General features: G+C 43.2%; 20 protein-coding genes and 1 pseudogene. All 21 read right to left on the bottom strand.

The features are described from left to right. Positions 1 to 12 precede the first annotated feature (12 nt). The 21 genes and pseudogenes from ACR32F_RS12465 to ACR32F_RS12365 all read right to left on the bottom strand — a co-directional run bounded on the left by ACR32F_RS12465 (position 13) and on the right by ACR32F_RS12365 (position 18,606). A complete protein-coding gene (locus ACR32F_RS12465) occupies positions 13 to 894 on the bottom strand; it encodes an AraC family transcriptional regulator (RefSeq protein ID WP_076216236.1) in 882 nt (293 codons plus the stop codon). A gap of 313 nt (positions 895 to 1,207) precedes the next feature. Continuing rightward, positions 1,208 to 2,674 (bottom strand): amidase family protein, encoded by a 1,467-nt coding sequence (locus ACR32F_RS12460; protein ID WP_440118987.1) that lies wholly within the window; start codon positions 2,672 to 2,674, stop codon positions 1,208 to 1,210. 60 nt (positions 2,675 to 2,734) lie between these two features. Next, positions 2,735 to 3,046, bottom strand: a complete 312-nt coding sequence (locus tag ACR32F_RS12455; protein ID WP_440119807.1) for a DinB family protein — start codon at positions 3,044 to 3,046, stop codon at positions 2,735 to 2,737. Positions 3,047 to 3,071: 25 nt separating this feature from the next. Further along, positions 3,072 to 3,490: pseudogene (locus ACR32F_RS12450) on the bottom strand (PLP-dependent cysteine synthase family protein); the annotation flags it as partial. A gap of 473 nt (positions 3,491 to 3,963) precedes the next feature. Next, on the bottom strand, positions 3,964 to 4,320 hold the full coding sequence (locus ACR32F_RS12445) for a shikimate kinase (protein ID WP_440118986.1): 357 nt from the start codon (positions 4,318 to 4,320) through the stop codon (positions 3,964 to 3,966). Between the two features lie 265 nt (positions 4,321 to 4,585). Beyond that, positions 4,586 to 5,803, bottom strand: a complete 1,218-nt coding sequence (locus ACR32F_RS12440) for a glycoside hydrolase family 5 protein (protein WP_440118985.1) — start codon at positions 5,801 to 5,803, stop codon at positions 4,586 to 4,588. A gap of 391 nt (positions 5,804 to 6,194) precedes the next feature. Further along, positions 6,195 to 7,259: a polysaccharide deacetylase family protein gene (locus ACR32F_RS12435; protein WP_440118984.1), complete on the bottom strand. Its 1,065-nt coding sequence runs from the start codon at positions 7,257 to 7,259 to the stop codon at positions 6,195 to 6,197. Positions 7,260 to 7,626: 367 nt separating this feature from the next. Continuing rightward, complete coding sequence (locus ACR32F_RS12430) at positions 7,627 to 7,821, bottom strand: hypothetical protein (protein ID WP_440118983.1); 195 nt, start codon at positions 7,819 to 7,821, stop codon at positions 7,627 to 7,629. Positions 7,822 to 7,838: 17 nt separating this feature from the next. Beyond that, positions 7,839 to 8,204 (bottom strand): NIPSNAP family protein, encoded by a 366-nt coding sequence (locus tag ACR32F_RS12425; protein ID WP_440118982.1) that lies wholly within the window; start codon positions 8,202 to 8,204, stop codon positions 7,839 to 7,841. A 35-nt stretch (positions 8,205 to 8,239) separates the two neighbouring features. After that, positions 8,240 to 9,040, bottom strand: a complete 801-nt coding sequence (locus ACR32F_RS12420; protein WP_440118981.1) for a phosphotransferase — start codon at positions 9,038 to 9,040, stop codon at positions 8,240 to 8,242. A gap of 205 nt (positions 9,041 to 9,245) precedes the next feature. After that, positions 9,246 to 9,785: a GNAT family N-acetyltransferase gene (locus ACR32F_RS12415; protein ID WP_440118980.1), complete on the bottom strand. Its 540-nt coding sequence runs from the start codon at positions 9,783 to 9,785 to the stop codon at positions 9,246 to 9,248. Positions 9,786 to 9,966: 181 nt separating this feature from the next. Then, positions 9,967 to 10,239 (bottom strand): DUF4367 domain-containing protein, encoded by a 273-nt coding sequence (locus tag ACR32F_RS12410; protein ID WP_440119806.1) that lies wholly within the window; start codon positions 10,237 to 10,239, stop codon positions 9,967 to 9,969. After that, positions 10,235 to 10,627 (bottom strand): hypothetical protein, encoded by a 393-nt coding sequence (locus ACR32F_RS12405; RefSeq protein ID WP_440118979.1) that lies wholly within the window; start codon positions 10,625 to 10,627, stop codon positions 10,235 to 10,237. The genes ACR32F_RS12410 and ACR32F_RS12405 overlap by 5 nt, the downstream gene beginning before the upstream one ends. Positions 10,628 to 10,631: 4 nt before the next feature. Next, on the bottom strand, positions 10,632 to 11,738 hold the full coding sequence (locus ACR32F_RS12400) for a hypothetical protein (RefSeq protein ID WP_440119804.1): 1,107 nt from the start codon (positions 11,736 to 11,738) through the stop codon (positions 10,632 to 10,634). Positions 11,739 to 11,858: 120 nt separating this feature from the next. Next, complete coding sequence (locus ACR32F_RS12395) at positions 11,859 to 12,344, bottom strand: AAA family ATPase (protein WP_440118978.1); 486 nt, start codon at positions 12,342 to 12,344, stop codon at positions 11,859 to 11,861. Positions 12,345 to 12,369: 25 nt separating this feature from the next. Further along, a complete protein-coding gene (locus ACR32F_RS12390; protein ID WP_440118977.1) occupies positions 12,370 to 13,071 on the bottom strand; it encodes a metallophosphoesterase family protein in 702 nt (233 codons plus the stop codon). A gap of 14 nt (positions 13,072 to 13,085) precedes the next feature. Then, a complete protein-coding gene (locus ACR32F_RS12385) occupies positions 13,086 to 13,667 on the bottom strand; it encodes a GNAT family N-acetyltransferase (protein WP_440118976.1) in 582 nt (193 codons plus the stop codon). A 278-nt stretch (positions 13,668 to 13,945) separates the two neighbouring features. Further along, positions 13,946 to 14,998 (bottom strand): ABC transporter substrate-binding protein, encoded by a 1,053-nt coding sequence (locus ACR32F_RS12380; protein ID WP_440118975.1) that lies wholly within the window; start codon positions 14,996 to 14,998, stop codon positions 13,946 to 13,948. Between the two features lie 84 nt (positions 14,999 to 15,082). Then, positions 15,083 to 16,057, bottom strand: coding sequence for a galactofuranose ABC transporter, permease protein YjfF (gene yjfF, locus ACR32F_RS12375; protein WP_440118974.1), 975 nt, complete (start codon positions 16,055 to 16,057; stop codon positions 15,083 to 15,085). Further along, complete coding sequence (locus ACR32F_RS12370; protein ID WP_440118973.1) at positions 16,047 to 17,090, bottom strand: ABC transporter permease; 1,044 nt, start codon at positions 17,088 to 17,090, stop codon at positions 16,047 to 16,049. Before ACR32F_RS12370 ends, yjfF begins: the two co-directional genes overlap by 11 nt. 4 nt (positions 17,091 to 17,094) lie before the next feature. Next, positions 17,095 to 18,606, bottom strand: a complete 1,512-nt coding sequence (locus ACR32F_RS12365; protein ID WP_440118972.1) for a sugar ABC transporter ATP-binding protein — start codon at positions 18,604 to 18,606, stop codon at positions 17,095 to 17,097. Between the last annotated feature and the right edge of the window lie 2 nt (positions 18,607 to 18,608).

The raw sequence follows: 18,608 nt of genomic DNA, 5'->3' as shown, positions 1-18,608 counted from the left end.
CCTTGGAAGGGTCTAATGAATTTTGGCTTCGTTAAGCAATTCACTTTTACGGAATAACTGTGGTGATACACCCACATATTGTTTAAAGGCCCTGCTAAAATATACAGGTGTGTTAAAACCTAGCGTCTCAGATATGGACAAAATCGGTGCATCCGTAGACAGCAACAATTTTTTGGCCTCTGCAACTCTTTTCCGTATAACATAATTGCTTATGGTATATCCCGTTGTCTCTTTGAAAGAATGACAAATGTAGTATTTATTCAAATGGAGTGTTTTGGACAGTTCATCCAACGAAACATTCTCCGTATAGTTCTGGTTTAAATAATGAAGAACCCGGCTTACACTTGTCTGCTTCTGGGAGGAACATAAAATAGGATTGGCGGATTGCTCACTGGTTGTTTTCCGGTAAATCCGCAGTAGCAATTGGGTAAGACTTAATTTGACCATTGTTTTATACCCTGTATTTCCTGCCCCCATCTCCTCCTTGATTCCCTTAAATATACCTGTGATATGCTCACGCTCCTCCGGAGGCCAATGCACCAATAACCCATTGGGATGACGGAATATGGACATCAGATTCTCCAACTGACTGACAGCAAGCATGTCCAAAAGCAATAATTCCGTGAAATTGACGAAACTTCGCTTGTACACAATTTCTCTTGAAGGATTGATTCGGTGGGGCACGCCCCCTCTGAATATAAACATATCTCCGGGCAGCGGTTTATATATTCGGTCACCGATTAAAAAGGTTGCATCTCCTTGAATAAAATAATGTATCTCATACCCATTATGCGTATGAACAGGCCATTCATCCTGAAAATTATCTGCTTCTGATCGCACATAAACTTCATTTTCCTGCAAAGCAATATTCGTCGGGGTGTGTATGGTTAGCATCAGTAAAGATCTCCCTTCTCAGAATATAAAAAGCAATATAGTTTAATAATTTACAATGATAGCGCTTTACAATGAATTGTATCACAGTTATTTCGATCTAATCCGAACAATATTGCTGTATTGTTGATCACAATTGTTGAAAATGAATAGAAAGGAATTCATAGGGAAAGGACGTTGGACACAAAAAAAACCGCTGTCCAGCCCATAGGCTATCACGCGGTCAATTAGCAAACATTTTGATAATCATCTTTTAATGATTTGAAGGTAACACCAACATATATTTTTACTTCAAAGCTAAGACGCTCTTTCAATGTTATAGGTTAGGTTTTTTTCTATGAGCTGTTCGTTGTTCAAAGGCAAATGCAATGCGAATCAATAGCGATTCACTAAAGGCTTTACCAGCAAACGTAATTCCAAATGGCCTTCCATTTGCCTTATATCCCGCAGGTACAGCGATCGATGGGTACCCCGCTCTTGCAGAAAGATCAGCACCAACGTAAGAAGGAAATACAATGGCGTCCAGTTCATATTTATGTATTGCATAATCTATTCCATTATTTTGCGAATGATATAGATCCGTTATTAACTCTAAAATGTAATTCGAATTATTAGATGGATTATTCAATTGTGCTCTATATTCGAGCAGGTTTTGACCATATTTTAAAGCTCTATCTCCATGTTGCTTGTTCCACTCCATTAATTCGCTCAGGGTGTGGACAGGTAGATCGGATGGAAGACCTTGCAAATATTGATTAACGCTATGTTTAAATTCATAATTCAGCTTGTTCCACTCCCATTTTCGGTCAAATGATGGGATGTCTATATCTTCAATAATGTGAGCTCCAGCTTCTTTAATCTGCTTCACAGCGTTCTCAAATAGTATATCATCATATTCTTCATTATCATGGTATCGTGTAAGGGGGACATTCCTGAATATGCCTATGTTTGCATTTTTCAATCCATTGAAGTCTAAACATGTTGTGTAATCTACCGTAGGTTGAGGGTTTTTCCAAGTAGCCGGGTCATCTTCATCTTTTCCAGAAAGTATCCCCAGTAGGATTGCTGCATCTGTTACATTCCTAGCCATGGGACCAGCAGTATCTTGCGAGTGTGAGAACGGTATTACTCCAGCACGGCTTATCAAGCCTACAGTTGGCTTTATACCCACAATAGAGTTCTGAATGGATGGACTTAGTATGGAAGCAGATGTTTCTGTACCTATGGAAACCATCGCAAAGTTAGCAGCTACCGCAGCAGCGGAACCCGTGCTTGAGCCCCCTGGAAAGAAATCACCATAAGGATTTAAAACTTGACCGCCTATAGCGCTGTATCCTGCCCACATATCAGATGACATGCCATTCGCCCACTCTGTCATATTTGTTTTCCCAAGTATGACCGCCCCAGCTTGCCTTAGCTTCGTGACAAGAACAGCATCCTTAGAACTGATGTGGTTTTCTAAAGCCAGTGCTCCTGCGGTTGTATGCATTTTGTCGTTGGTTTCTATGTTATCTTTCAACAAAACCGGAATACCATGTAGAAGTCCTCTCGCCCCCGCTGATTTCCTTTCATTATCCATGGCCTCCGCAATAAAGATTGCATCCGGGTTTATTTCCAACACGGAGTTGATCCTTGGTCCGTTTTGGTCAAATTGTGCAATACGATACAAGTTATACATGACCAGGTCTCTTGAGCAAAGCTCTCCCTTTTCCATGGCTGCATGTATTTCAAAAATCGTTTTTTCTTCCACATTAAAGTGATTCATTTCAAATATATTTTCCATCCCATCACCTTTTCCTATATACCTTAAACTTATTTACCCTATTGGTTTCCTCATCGTTCCTTAACGTGCCTCTAAATACCATCTTCGAAGTTGATTCATATGAGCTTGATGATAACGACTGTGGTCAGCGATATGCCATATGCCCCAGCGTATGGTTGCTTGCTTTTCATTCTCATGTCCAAAAGTAACAAGCTTCGTTAGATCGTCATCCGTTAATTGTGTACATTCGTCCTTCAACATCGTTATGACACCTTCATATGTAGACAGAAGTGAATTCAAAGATACCTCTTGAACCATCGGAAGTTTGCCATTTTCATCAATCATGGGGCCATGTTGTTCTGTTACGGTCTGATGAAGGGGTAGCCCCTTTATGCGATAAACCCAATTCAGATCGACGTGGGATTGTAGCGGCTATTACTTCAGCCTTTTTAATGGCTCCAGACATTCCTTCTGTGGCAGGTGTAAGAACTAGTTCCGCCCCCAGAGCGATCAATAGTTTCCTACGTTCAACACTGAACTTTCAGGAAGGGTTATGATTAATCTATATCCTAAAGCTGCAGCTGCGAAAGCAAGTCCCACACCTGTATTTCCACTCGTCGGTTCTATGATCACTGAATTTTGGTTAATTAACCCTCTCTCTTCAGCGTCTTTAATCATTCCGTATCCTATTCTGTCTTTTACACTACCTGCTGGATTAAAATATTCTAATTTGGCAATGATTTTCGACTCCACTTGATGCTTTCTTGCAAAATTTGAAAGCTTCAACAGTGGTGTATTACCAATCAGATCTGTGAGATTCTTCGCAATATTAGTCATTCATCACACCTCCGAGAGTCAATCCCAACTTAAACGGTTGGTTTTGATGATAACATTATCATGATTGGTAAATAAATACAACTGTAAGCGACCACTATAATAGGGGACACGCCCTTTTCATCCGCCGTCGGTGAAATTTCTGGATAACTGTTGATGAACTGTGAAGAGGCGGTGAATCCGACTGTCGCATCATGGAAACTTCTCAATAGCTTGGCTACTTCCCGTTAAAGGTTTTGTGGGATTTAATGAATTCTATATGTTCCTTATGTATAATCCATCATCAAAATGTTATCCATATCACTTTAGCATAAGCTGTTTCATCAAGAGAAACTACTCTCCATGATCCAAAAAATTCAGGCTATGATTGTCTGTTATTCTAATAACTTTGTCCTTATATAATTTCAGCTTCCCTTCAAAATTCACCCTGTTTTTCTCGAAATCATTGGTCCATTTAAACATCATTTTCAACATTTTTAGTCAGACGTATACAGCGCCTTTTCTAATCCTGCCTGTTGTTTAAGATATCGGGTAACTATTCTGAATCTCCGTTTCCATAAGGGCGGGTCAAGAAATATAATGGTATCGGCCATCTCATATAAGCACTGGTACGATTCGCGATCTGTGCCTTCAAAAATCCACTGTCCTTGTCCATCAATAACTTGAATGACTTTGATTTGCTCCTGGGGTGTACGCTTGATTCTTCCATTTTCAGTTTGATTATGCACAATACTATCCAATTCATACCAAGGCACTTGCAAGTGTTTGGATAATTGTTTTGCAAGTGTTGTCTTACCACTAGCTACAATTCCTATTATGAATATCTTCTTCATTGTACTTATCACCTACAGTTAATTGTCTATTTCTGATAAGGGTTCTATCATTCATGAACCTCAAAAAATTTGTCTGCGGTTCAGATTCTTCGAAAAAATCTTGCAGACGAATCAGTCTACAAAGTCTTCTCGAAAATGTATAGATTATCTTCTTCTTTATTTTTGGTGAATCCGGCGCATGATAAAAGAACACCAAAAACGGCGCGTTATCAGCCTTAGCGGGTTCGCGCCGTTTGGTATGAAATTACTGCCTACTAACGTATTATTATTGCATGCCTTGCATTATCGCATTAATGATGCCTTGCTGCGTTACGGTATTGTTCGAACGGTTAAACAGGCCGAAACCATGCTGTCCGTTATAGCCATTGTCCCAATAGACTGGCACCGCTTTGTACTTTTTAGCTGTTGCCGTCACCGCTTTGGCAAACGCCGCACGGTATACGTTGTTGCTGGTGTCGTACGAAGTTTTGTCAATAGAACCGAATTCACCGATCACGACAGGATAGCCTTGGGTCACAAACTTGTTGTACATGGATTGGAACTGCGAATTCAGGTAATCCTCTTGTCCCCAGGTCGATTTCTTGGAAGGGTTCGTCGCGGATGCTCCCCATTGCGTAATCGTACCTGATTCCTCTCCCGCAAAATCCCACGGAGAATAATAATGTGCCGAGATCATAAGTCTTTTCTCAGAACTAGGGATGGTTGAGGATCTGTACGTATCGGTTGGCAGAACGAAGCCGTAGTTCCCCACCGTGTAGTCGATGTTCGTATTCCAACCCGGGATCAGCAGCCATCTTGCGCTATTATTGCCGCTGGTCTGTCTCACCGTATTCACAAAGATTTGATTGTACGCGTTCAGGTTAGCATAGTAAGCAGAGTTCGGGTTACCGTAATTGCCGTCAAACACTTCGTTCATCGATTCGAAAATAAGACGCTCGTCATAATTGATAAACTTGTTGGCAATCTGCTGCCATACACGCTGATATTTCTGTTGAATGGCAGCCTGATTGCCACCGTTCACTAGCAGCCACCCGCCTTGAACGGAATTATATCCATCTCCATGAATGTTAATGACAACGTACAATCCTTCATTGTAGGCATAATCAACAACAGTTTTAATTCGATCCAGCCACGCGGAATTGATTGTATAGTTAGGTGCGCCTCCAATGTGGTTCAAATAAGAAACCGGAATACGGATCGTTTTGAAGCCTGCTTCTTTCACCTTTTTGATTAATGCCTGAGTAACAACCGGGTTGCCCCATGCTATCTCGTTAGGAGTACCATTCACTGTTGCTTCGAGTTGATTGCCCAAATTCCAACCTGCACCCATTTCATTCACGATTTGCGAAGCTTGCAATGACCTGAAATCCGATGTGATCGGGGTTGCCGCCGAAGCTCTGGTACTCCATCCGGTGAATACAACTGAAGCAAACAATGCCAGAGCTAAACTGTAAATCCCGCATTTTTTCATTTTGGACAGCATATCATAACCTCCGTTAAAGTAGTATTGTTCGTTGTGAAAACGATTTCAACAATTCGTAACATTGTCGACTATTCCGGAACTGATCCCCTCCCCATACAACCCTCAATAAAGGAAATAACCATTCAATAACATATTTAAGGAAAAACAAATACTATTTTGCGTCGTAAATGAACCTTAATTTGAACATAGGAGTCCTAGCCTCAGCTTGAATATGATGTTAGGTGATCCGTTCTGTGTATCCTCTCAATCTTGCCTTCTATCATTTCACATTAGTGTATTATGGCAATTCACGGAATTATCAATAATCGCCAGGAATATCTCATGAATCTCGCCGGGTCAACCCGACGGGATCTCGTTAGAATAGCATATCTATTCATGGACCTTGAAATTGTTAATTTATTTCCAAGTAATCAATATACACATCCCATGTCCCATCATCGGCGGTTACAACAAGCTGGATCTCCTGGTTTCCGGTGCCGTGGCTGACATTATTGAGCGTATAGACCGCAGGGCTGTTTCCTCCGAAGTAAAAGGTACCCTTCGTCTGTCCGCCGATCTTCAGTTCAACTCTCGCCATGGTGGAATTGTTTGAAGCTCCACGAAGTGAAAAATTATGGGTTCCACTTGCAAAATTTTGCGTGTATTTAACCAAATCGTTGTTAGCGTACAGCACAACTCCGTTGAAAGGAGAGCTGATATTTCCGGTGTACTGGCCACCTTTGGTCATATTTTCAGCTTCCACTTTCGTTCCGTTACTCGGGGGATTCGTGTTGCCGCCATCAGGCGCGGCTGCCCGACCTGTCGTCGGTGAGATCATGCCGGAGCAGAGGCCACGGTTCTTCAGATTTTGTGCAATCTGCGGAACCGCCTGAAGTGTCGTCTGGTACTGATCATGCATGAGAATGACGTCACCACTTTTCATCGTGTTAACAGACGCTACAATCTGTGCTGCGCTGGCACCATTCCAGTCCTGGGAATCTACATTCCACAGCACTTCCCTAAGGCCATTTTGGCTCACAACAGATTTCAAGGTCGCATTCGTCGCACCATAAGGCGGTCTGAACAGCTTCGGTGAGGTTCCCGTTATCGATTGGATGGTCTGCTGTGTCCGCGTAATCTCTGACGACATCTGAGAACTGTTTAAGTTCGTCATATTGGGATGTGTATACGAGTGGTTGCCGATCCACATGCCCGCGGCTACCTGTGCACTAACCAGAGATTTATTATTTTGCGCATTTTGTCCAACGTTGAACATTGTTGCCCGCAGGCCAGCCTGCTTCAATGCGTTAAGCATGTTGGTTGTATTGCCAGATGGACCATCATCGAATGTCAGGCCCACATAACCGTTGGGGCAACTGGCATCTGCGGCACTGGCGTCAGGCACTGCCGGAATGGAAAACAATGTGCTGAAGAGTGCAAGAGCCATCGCTCCCTTGACTAGTTTGCTTTTAAACATTAATGTACCTCCTCTTAATATAGGGGTAGTATCGTTGATCACGCCACTCCGACCGCCTCAACGTTCTCTTTCTAATGTGCCCTCCTTTCCATCGATATTCAACATGCCCAGAAAAGCGCTTTCATAACTTAGTAAACAAAAGCTTCCCGCCTATTTTTCGATGAAAACTCTTTTTCCAGGTAAATATAGTATACGTGATAGATGGATTTAAAGTAAATTGATTTAAATCCATTATATTCTATTTTTTAGACAATCTTACTCCCCTCGCACATAACAATTTTTATCTCCCATGATTGCTTTTAGCGTTTTACCCAGCGCATAATGGTTGGGTTGATCCTTTTTAAGGACACCTCGTATATTACCAGCTTCACCCGCGGACAGGTTTGTTAATTGCAGAATACTCCTGATTATCGTAGATGTAGGATACCAGATAGTCATTATAGTCTTCAGCCTGATCGCTCACATTCAGACCTAGACCATATACTCTGACTTTTGTCCCTGCCCAGATTAATTCTTCATCATTGATTTGCTCCAATAGAATCCATTCATCGGTTTCTCCCATATTTCCTCCAGCTGTGGTCAAGGTCTGTCTTTTAAAATGGTCTGATCTCTGTCAACTGTCGACGTAAAGAATTGCTGCTTCATTTCTTCTCGAAATACGTCCTTATATCGATGTCTTCCAATCAGATCAAACCGTTCTTGAACTCGCATGACATGTTCGTGATCAGACTTAATCTTCTTCTCTATTTCTTCATATTGTTCAACCGTATCATACTCCCACATCGCAAAAATCTCACTGGTGTTCTCGTCCATAGGCGTATGCCATCTTCCAATAAGTCTTGATCCATACTTCAATTGGGAAGGTAATAGAATATCATTAAATAACGCATTAAACTCCTCTACGAATGAAGAAGCTACAATATATGTTTTCCGCCGATATATCATCTGTACACCTCTCCCGTTTGTTCGCTTTCATAAGATTAACTCCAGTCATCGAAATGCTTCACAAGAAACATTACTTCGTTCTCATAATGAGCCAAATGGCCCTCTTCAATCATTTTGACAAAAGCCGTTTCCCCCAACGCAGCACGATCCGTTAACGTGGTACACATGAAACGAATACGAGAGATCACCCATTCCTTCAGATCAGCCGGCACATCCATACCGTAAGCATTAAAAAACAAAGCTATACGTCTTTTCCGTTCAGATGCATGATCTTCTTTATGGTACGGAACGACTTCCCGCTCATCTTTCCCTGGTGAAAAACCTGCCAAGGGGACAGAGGTATACAGTGTATATACCATATCCCATAAACGCGGGCCCGGACCTGCCATATCGAAATCAATAATTCCTGATGGAAAACCATCTTTATAGACTATGTTATATAATGCAAAATCGTTATGACACGCCACTTCATGTTGAGATGTTTCTGAATAGGGAAAACGGGACGGTGAAGAAGCCGCAAATCCCACGGTCGCCTCATGATAACTTCTCAAGAGCTTCGCTACTGCGGTCAGTGACTCATCCGACCACATGTACCCTTCGATCTCGGGGTAGTCATTGCCTGGAACGTTACCATCCAGGTAAGAGAGTATTTCTCTTCCCTGTTCATCAATTCCCAAATAACGAGGGGCGTGGTCATAACCCACATTCTCCAGATGTAACAGCAGTTCGTTCACGTATGGATTAGGCTTGGTACATCGTCGAAACGTGTTTCCTACTTTCACAACCTGATTCACGTTGCCGCCAGTCAAAACTTCCTCCTGGTCTGACACAAGCATTCCTCCTAGAGAGATATCTTTTCTCGTGAGCAGGATTAACCCACCCTTGGCATATGTAAATCCCAATCATTCAATGTATTCCTATCCTATCATAAAAGAGACTGTGCCTGAATCACGCCGGTTTGTTGAATCTCTCATAGGGTTGAATGATAAGTTAATAGCGCCGCCATAGCTGACGCCGCTAATGTAACCCGTTCTGGATAGACTACGTGGCAACCACGTGCCGTAAACCCTCCATGCTTTCCAAAAAATCCGAACGCTCCACCTGATACAAATCATACCGATGTTGACCGTTATTTATGGAATGATATACTTCGCAGTTTGTTGCATTAGCCAAGTGTACGTACGATAATTTTTCTACCGCTTTCCTGGATCGGATATTTTGTTTGCGGATCTTCATATATACCTTCTTTATGTGCTGTTCAAGAAAAAGTTCAACGAAAAATGACTGCTTCGCTTTTTGATTATACCCTTTTCCAAAATACGGTACGCCCATCCATGTAGCCAAAAAGCCGGTTTGATCCGCAATGTTATATAGCTCAATGGTTCCAATGGGATGGCCCATGTCGTTAAGAATAGTTCTGGAAATCGCTGTGCCTTGTTCTTCCTCTACAATTAACTGCTGGGTCATAAAAACATATTCTTCATACGACTTACAAGGATAACGAACGTAAGGAAACACCATAGGATCTGTCATTAAGCCGTAAAGTGTATGGCATTCGTGCAAGTCGCGTTTTTTCAACATGTAGTCTACCACCTAATCCTTTAGTCCGCTATATCAAGCAAACTAAGTATACAAAAGGATTTGGGGGATTATATGAATTCCATACCACTTTTCTGTAAAATCCAAAACAGGGCTATGCCAGACCACGCGGTAGACGTCAAAGCCTATTACCTCATTAAACATGCAGTACTAATTACAAGTATCATTCCATCATGGATTCAGCGATGCCAAGGACCCTTGCTTTTGAAAAATCATTTCCCGTAATCTCATATTGTAATGCTTTGCCACCGCTATCCTCCTCGATCCAGACCAGCTTCCTTTGTCCAGCGTCTGAAATATAATACCCCTCATGGCCTCGGACATTCACTCTTTCGATCTGGAATGCCTTAGCGTCAGGAATATGAATTCGAGTTTTGGTCGTGCCAAATACTTGAAGGTGAAATGATCCACGTTCTGATCGGTAGGAAAGGCTAATGCCTGTTATGACATCGTGAGGTCTCAGATCTTTTACAACTACGTTTCTTCCCGTGCTTTCGCTCTCTGCAATTCATTTCATCGATTTCTTGGACAGTTAGGTTGTCGAAGCCATAATATAGTTGAATATGTCGAACATCCGAGTCTGTTGGAAAACGCGGTTTCCAAGGATGCAATTTTTCTCTCAGAGCATCGAGATCTGCGTCCCAATCTCTGGCTGCATAATTCGTTTGTTGAGTGAAATTGTTATCCACAGCATCCGCGATATAGATGCCTTTACCTTCACCGGGCGCCAAATCTAAAATAATGCGCTGGATTTCACCCTGATCGACTGTGGTCTGAAACTGAATTTTCCCGATCACATCACCACGTTGATTTTTAACTTCCATTCTCTCAGCTCCTATAAAAGGATTCAAATTCCGCGACAGAAGCAAAGCTGTTTAACGGTACACCTTCTGACGTAATATGATGTTCCAGCTTTTCTATAAGCTGCAAGGTGACGATCCGTAATGGTTCAAAGTCCGTTGGGTCAAGGAGATTCGTCAGATCCGGATACCCCAATTGATCATACAGCTCACGATACTCCATGAATTCAAAGTGCCCGGGCCAGCGTCCTTTTTCGGCAGCATATAATATTCGTGCGATACCATCCTGCGCGCCAATCGCCACAAAATAAGCGGTCTCATAATGTTCCTTTTCACACGCGGTCAACAGTTTATTCAGCATTCCTCGTTCCTCTTCATAAAACCCCTTCATCCGATCCGGGTAAGAACGAGTTTCTTTCTGATGTTTTCTTTGTTCGGAGAGCAGCGCAAGCGTTTCCATAATCAATTGCTCACATGCAGACATGATCTTATCTGGTGAATGACTGAACATTATGGTATCCAAGTGTACATCCAGTTGATCCGGCTTTACCAAAAGCTTCCTGACTTGTTCGCGATAATGGCCCCAACTGCGTGTGTAGTACGTTTGATTCATATAAGCAAGACATTTGAACAAATGACCAGCGATCTCCTGTGCCAGGGTTCGACTATAGGACAGATTCAAAGAATCTCCCGCACGCCTTAATTTATCCAAAATAAGAAAACAATCCCTCAGGATATGCTCAGCTTGATTTATTAAGGCACCAGCCCTGGATGGGTCCTTCATAGCTGCTATCTTCTCACGGAGTTGAAGGAATCTTTCCCGATCTTCTTCTGATCTGACATACAATAACTCACAATCCGCAATGATGGTCGTATTCCAGTCCTCCATTGCCGCCATTCTTTCAGCACGGCTCCATTCAATCGGATAAAAATCAAAACTGATGCCGTCTATGATGAATTGCAGTTCAAGTTCTTTTCCTCTTGTTGTGGCTGGTATAAAAAAGAAGTCCAGATCCGATCTCTCTGTCGCCCTTCCTTGCAGATACGATCCATAATATCCAACAATAGCAACATCCTGTGGGTATTCACACTTAATACGGTTAATGATAATATCTGCTACAGCAAATACATCCATCACTGATGTTTTCCTCCTTATGTATACGTTTTCCCCTCAACCCTGAATTATTTCAAGGAGACACTGCTTGAGTTTGACGCTGCTAAATACAAACGCCTTCTAAGCTGAAGGATAAATCACTCACCAATTTGCTAAAACCCATTCCTTTATATGCTTGGCTACTTCTTCAGGCTGAAGTAATGTGGTGTCTATCGTTGACATTGGAGGCGTGAAAGCTGTATTTGAATTCTGTACTAACCAATTGGCGAAATTCTTATGTTCTTGAACAGCGTCTTCTCCCCAGCCTCGAGCGTATAACCTTTCAGCACGCGTTTCATCATCACAATGCAGGTTAATATACCGAATCGTCTCGAACTTATCTTTATGATCCGCTGCCTCAATATTTTCTGGAACCATCGTTCCACAAAGTACAGTACCACGGCCGCTTAAAGAAATACTATAGGCAATTCTAAGCCAATTTGCTTTGGCAATCTGCCAATCCACATTATCAATAATGTCCATATCAAATACATCAAAATCAGGAAGCATCCTGCGAACCAGTGAACATACTGTTGATTTACCTGTTCCACTGGCACCTGTAACAACAAATAAAGGTACTTTCTTCATTAAACTCACCCTGTCTTGTCTATTTTTAATTCATGACTCGCTCTGTTTGGTAAGCCCCTTCTTGGAAAATCAAAGCGTTTAATTGCAGGCCATACGCACATCCACCATCAATGCTTATCTTGTCTTTATGAAACCAGATATCCGGTTTGCCATAAATATCAATCGTTCTCGTATGTCCAAATATAATTCTCTTGTCTAAATGGAATTCTGATCTGATAAACTCATCCTTGATATACTTAAAGTCATGTTCAGGCTGATTCTTCCAATCCACATATTCGGGATTCAGCCCCGCATGTACATAAATGTGATCATGGTCCTCGTGATATAGAGGTAGTTCAGCCAAAAAATCAATGTGATGACCATACTCCGATTTTATTCTTTCTCTGGACTGTTTCAGCATTTCATCAGAGATGTCATTGGAACCACAATAACTTTGAAGAGTTTGAACGCCGCCATGTTCCAAAAACTTGGATTGCACCGAGAGACTATGATTGTTAATCAGATCAACTAATCGCTGATCATGATTCCCTCGTAAAGCAATGGCCCGATGCTTCTGTACCAGTTCAATGACTTTATCCACAACTTGCTTGCTATGGGGACCACGATCCACATAATCTCCAAGTAAAATTAACTGATCTTCTACAGAATTGAAATGGATGAAATTCAACAACTGATTCAGCTGATCGATACATCCATGAATGTCGCTAATGATAATGGTTCGTTTCATATACATTTCCTTTATCAATTCGCGATTTTCCCTTGGTTCTCCATAAATTCATCTTTCGTTAATCCAAACAAGATAAAGTCTAAATGTTTACCGTTTACATACACCACCTGACGCCGGACCCCTTCTTGCACACAACCGAGTTTCCGCAACATCTTCGCAGATCCTTCGTTTCCTTCAAGAACATAGTCATTGAATTTATGAAGTCTCCGTTCCAGAAAAGCATATTTCAATAAAATGGTCATTGCACTTGTTCCATAACCCCGACCTCGGTATTCTTTATCAATGACAATGCCTATGCTGAATGTTCCGTTTCTCTCGTCAATACTATTTAGATTAATGCCACCTACACTATCACCCTTGAGGTTCTCAATCGTAAACATAATGCGTCCATTCGTTGAAGTGAAGTTCGCATTTTCTCCCACGAATTTCTTAGATTCTGATACGGTAGGCGGTAACTCCACAACACATTCTAATAAAATGCGAGCAGGTGTATCAAAGCCACTGATGTAACAACTCTCCCAATCTTCTTCCTGAATGGCACGTAATCTAACCTTCTCATCCTGCCAATAATAATCTGTGTAATCGCTCTCTCTCATGTTGACCTCCCAAATCTAGTGAGTGTCCAATGATTTCCATATCACGCTTATGCTTTCATAGGGATCTTAGTCATCGGAATGAAAATGGACAAACTGCTTCGTTAACTTATATTCTCCATTACTAAACCAAACCCTTTCGCCTGCGGATACTTTGTTTTTCAAGTAGATTCGTATTGCGGCTTACGGAACAGCCTGCCCGATTGAACTAGACCACAAGCACATGGCAAAATGGAGCTACCAATAGGTAGCCCCCATAATAAATCCAGAATAACGATCCTCTAGAACCGCCTGTTGTGCATCTCTCGTTTCGCACTCTCTTGTGTAAAGATGTCCTCCGGGGGCACCATTTGCTTCGGTAGTGTACGACCTGCAATAATCTCTTTTGTAGCCTGCATGACCTGAGGACCAAGCAACGGATTGCATTCCACCACAGCGTTGATCTGCCCGCTCGCCAGAATTTCGAGTGCTTTTCGAGAGCCGTCTACCGAGACAATGATGATGTCTTCTCCTGGTTTCAAACCCACCTCTTCGATCGCTTGTATAGCGCCGAAAGCCATCTCATCATTATGGGCAAAAAGAACCTGCGGCCTTTCATCTTCTGGAACCTGAAGGAATCCTTTCATCACATGCTTTCCTTTGTCCTCCGTAAAATCTGCAGGAGCACTTTGTGAGAAGATGACATCCGCTCTGGTGTCCATGATGCGTCTAAAACCCTCTCCACGCTGGATGGAGGGAGTAGATCCACTCGTACCTTGTAGTTCTGCGATTCGGATCGATCCAGGATGATTTCGTATGCGATCCTGCACATACTTCCCGGCTTTTACCCCTTCCTCATAGAAGTCCGATCCAATCGTCGTCACAAAAAGCGAGGTGTCCTTGACGTCTACTGACCTGTCTACGATGATCACGGGTATACCTGCACTCTTGGCCTCCTGAAGGATTTCATCCCAGCCAGATTCCACAACCGGTGCAATGGCAATGACATCCACCTTTTGTTTAATGAAAGACCGAACAGCCTCGAACTGTTTTGTCTGAGACTGTTCCGCATTGTTCATGATGAGGGAAATTCCAGATTCAGCAGCAGCATCTCGAATAGACGTGGAGTTCGCCATACGCCAAGCACTCTCTCTGCCCAGTTGTGAAAAACCCAAGATAATGGGTTTCGTAGAGATGTCCTTGGATACCGACGATTGCATCCAGTCATCAACCGATGGAAGGGATTCTATGTCGGATGGAACAGGAAGAGGAGCAGACTCATGCGTTGTGCAACCGGCAAGTAATAGCAGCAATAGCAGCAATAAGAAGCACAGCCAGTTAACCTGTCTCTTCACTAATCCATCCCCCATCCTCCTGTTATTTTCTAAAACCAACGATGTAGATCATATTGTTAATTATTCTCATTTTCATATTCAACTTTAATGTGATGATTTGGCGGATACTCTCCGTCCACTAAGAAGTCTTTGGAACAAAATAAAGACAAACAACATCAGACCAATCACAATCTTTGTCCACCATGAGCTGAGTGTTCCTTCGAAACTAATTATAGTTTGGATAGCACCCTGTATCAATACGCCAATAAAGGTTCCCGCAACATAGCCGACACCACCTGTTAGCAATGTTCCTCCAATCACAACAGCCGCGATGGTATCGAGTTCGAGACCCATGGCGTGCAATCCATAACCAGATAACATATAGAACGTAAAGACTACGCCTGCCAGCGACGAACAAAAGCCACTGAACGTGTACACTAAGATTTTCGTACGTGCAACCGGCAGTCCCATGAGCATTGCGGATTGCTCGCTTCCGCCAATGGCGTAAACGTTGCGCCCGAAACGGGTGTAGTGTGCAAGATAGATCGCAAGCAGTACAACGACCAGTGCAAGAATAACATTGATAGAAACGAAGCTTCCTCCTGGCAGCGGAATCTTTGCCTGTGCAACATTCGTGTAAAATGAGTTGGTGATGGTAATGGTGTCGATACTGATGACATAACATAGCCCCCGTGCCAGAAACATGCCAGCCAGCGTCACGATGAAGGGCTGAATTTTGAAATAGTGGATAATCGCGCCCATTAATGTGCCAAACAATGCACCCATAACAAGCACCATCGGGATAACAATTGCAGGTGACCAGCCTTGCTTTTCTACCAGACTTGCGCTGATTATGGTCGTCAGAGCAATGACAGAACCAACCGACAGGTCGATTCCTCCCGATACAATAACGAAGGTCATACCAATCGCAGTAATAATTAAGAAGGCGTTATCAATTAAGAGATTAAACAGTACTTGTAAAGAAAAAAATCCGGTGTAACGGAAAGAGCCTATCGCAAACATCACGACCAACAAGCCCAGTGTGACCAAGACCGGGAGATACTTTCGATTAAGAGACATGCCGGTTAACCCCCTGTTCAGCTGGAAACTTCCGCTTTTTCCAACGAATCACAATCGACTTGCGGAAGGAGTCCGATTGAATCAAGCAAACGGCCAATACAACAAAGGCTTTTACAACCAGTGTAATTTCTGGCGGTACCCCGATCATGTAAATCGTCGTTGTTAAGGTTTGGATAATGAGTGCTCCCACAACCGTACCCATCAAATAGAAGCGACCACCATTGAGAGAAGTTCCACCGATAACTACAGCAAGAATGGCATCAAGTTCATACCACAGACCTGCGTTATTTCCATCAGCACTGGACACATTGGAGCTGAGAATAAGTCCAGCAATTCCGGCACAGAGACCACAGAAGACATAGACCGTGAGGATCACTGTTTTTGAACGAATACCTGCCAGTCGGCTGGCATTGGCGTTACTCCCGACCGATTCAATAAATAGCCCCAACGCTGTTTTTCTCGTGAGTAAAGATGCAATCAGCAGGACAATCAATACGATGAAGATGGAAAATGGTAGAGCTGCAAGTGATCCAGCACCGATATATTGGTATTTGGCATTGGATACGGTAATGATCTGTCCACTAGTAATCAATTGCGCGATACCACGTCCAGCCACCATCAGAATGAGAGTCCCAATAATCGGCTGGATCTTGGCAACGGATACAAGCGCCCCGTTCCATACGCCCAAGATCAAGGAGAGACCGATGGATAACCCAAGTGCACCAAGCACGAGCCACAACGAGCTCTGGTCCGTTCCTTTACTAATGGTCATACAAGCAACTGCACCAGAGATGGCTACAATAGAACCTACGGACAAATCGATACCCCCGGTTGCGATAACCAGCGTCATGCCGATAGATACCAGAATTAACGGTGCTCCAAAATTGAGAATGTCGATTAAACTGCCATACAGATTCCCATCACGCATAACAAGCGAGAAAAAATCGGGAGAGTATAGCAAGTTAATTATTAAAAGTAAACCAAGCATACATAACGGCCAAAACAAATGATGTTTCCGCATCTTGCCCACCATCACTTCAACCTCCTGCCATTGCTTTCATAATTTGCTGTTGATTGATCTGATCGCCGCTTAGCTCTTTCACTTTTTTCCTGTCGCGAAGTACGGATACCCGGTCGCTGACACGAATCACTTCTTCCAACTCCGAGGAAATGAACAGAACGCCCATGCCTTGTTTCGAGAGGGAGAGCACGAGTTTCTGTATCTCCGCCTTTGCACCGATATCGATTCCGCGTGTAGGTTCGTCAAGAATCAACAGATCCGGGTTCATCAGCAACCACCGAGCAAGCAGTACCTTTTGTTGATTGCCGCCGCTCAGATTTTTAATTAGATGCTCCGGGTTCTTCGGATGGATATTAAGCAGGTTGATGTATTTTTCAGCAATCTCATCCTGCTTCTTGCGAGAAATGGGCTTGGACCAGCCTCGTGTCGCCTGAAAAGCCAAAATAATGTTCTCCCTGATGGTCAAATCGTCGATAATGCCTTCGGTTTTACGATTCTCCGAGCAGAAAGCAATGTTCTGATCAATCGCATGACGCGGCGACTTGACTGTACTTCCTGTATCGGCAACGATCAGCTTGCCTTCGTCCGGACGATCTGCACCAAAGAAGAGACGAGCAATCTCGGTCCGGCCCGATCCTAATAGCCCTGCCAAGCCAACAACTTCTCCCTTGCGAATGGTCAGATCAAACGGGTCAATGGCCCCTTTGCGTCCAAGCGCAGTAGCGGTAATCATGACATCTCCCGCCTCTGCCTTCACTTGGTCATATTCCTTTGGAAGCTCTTCAAGTATTTCGAGTTCCTTGCCGATCATCTTGAGCACCAGCTCCATGCGTGGAAGTTCTGCTGCTATGTACTCTCCTTCCAACTCACCGTTCCGGAGCACCGTAAGACGATCCGACATTTCGTACACCTGATCGAGAAAATGAGTAACGAAAAGAATGGCTAGACCTTCACTCTTCAGCTTGCGCATAATTTGGAACAGTTGTTGCACCTCGTTTTTGTCGAGACTGGACGTTGGTTCATCCAGAATAAGTACTTTTGCCGAGATACTAAGTGCTCTTGCAATAGCGATTAGTTGCTGGATCGCGACCGAATACGTCTGGAGAGGAACTTTAACGTCAATGACCAGATTCAATCTTCCCCGTAAAAGGTTCTCCGCATCTTTGTTCATTTGCTTCCAATTGATTTTGCCAAACTTCATCGGCTCCCGCCCAATGAAAATGTTCTCCGCGACCGTTAAGTTCAGGCAAAGATTAACCTCTTGATAAACGGTGCTGATTCCTGCCCTTTGTGCTTCCAGTGGACCGGAAATTGAAAGTACACGGTTCTCCATGGTCACCGTACCTTCATCAATCGAATAAACGCCCGTCAGAACTTTAATTAGCGTCGACTTCCCCGCTCCGTTCTCACCCATCAAGGCATGAATCTCTCCTGGAAATAAGCGGAAACTAACGTTGGATAGCGCTTTAACTCCCGGAAAACGTTTGGTAATCTCCGTCATTTGTAGAATTGGTGGTTGAACGGCCATAT

The sequence above is a fragment of the Paenibacillus hebaui genome (assembly GCF_051934385.1).
In the GTDB taxonomy this organism is placed as follows: Bacteria; Bacillota; Bacilli; order Paenibacillales; family Paenibacillaceae; genus Paenibacillus.
The sequence above is the reverse complement of the archived record's forward strand: the minus strand, read 5'-3'. Positions and strand labels throughout refer to the sequence as shown.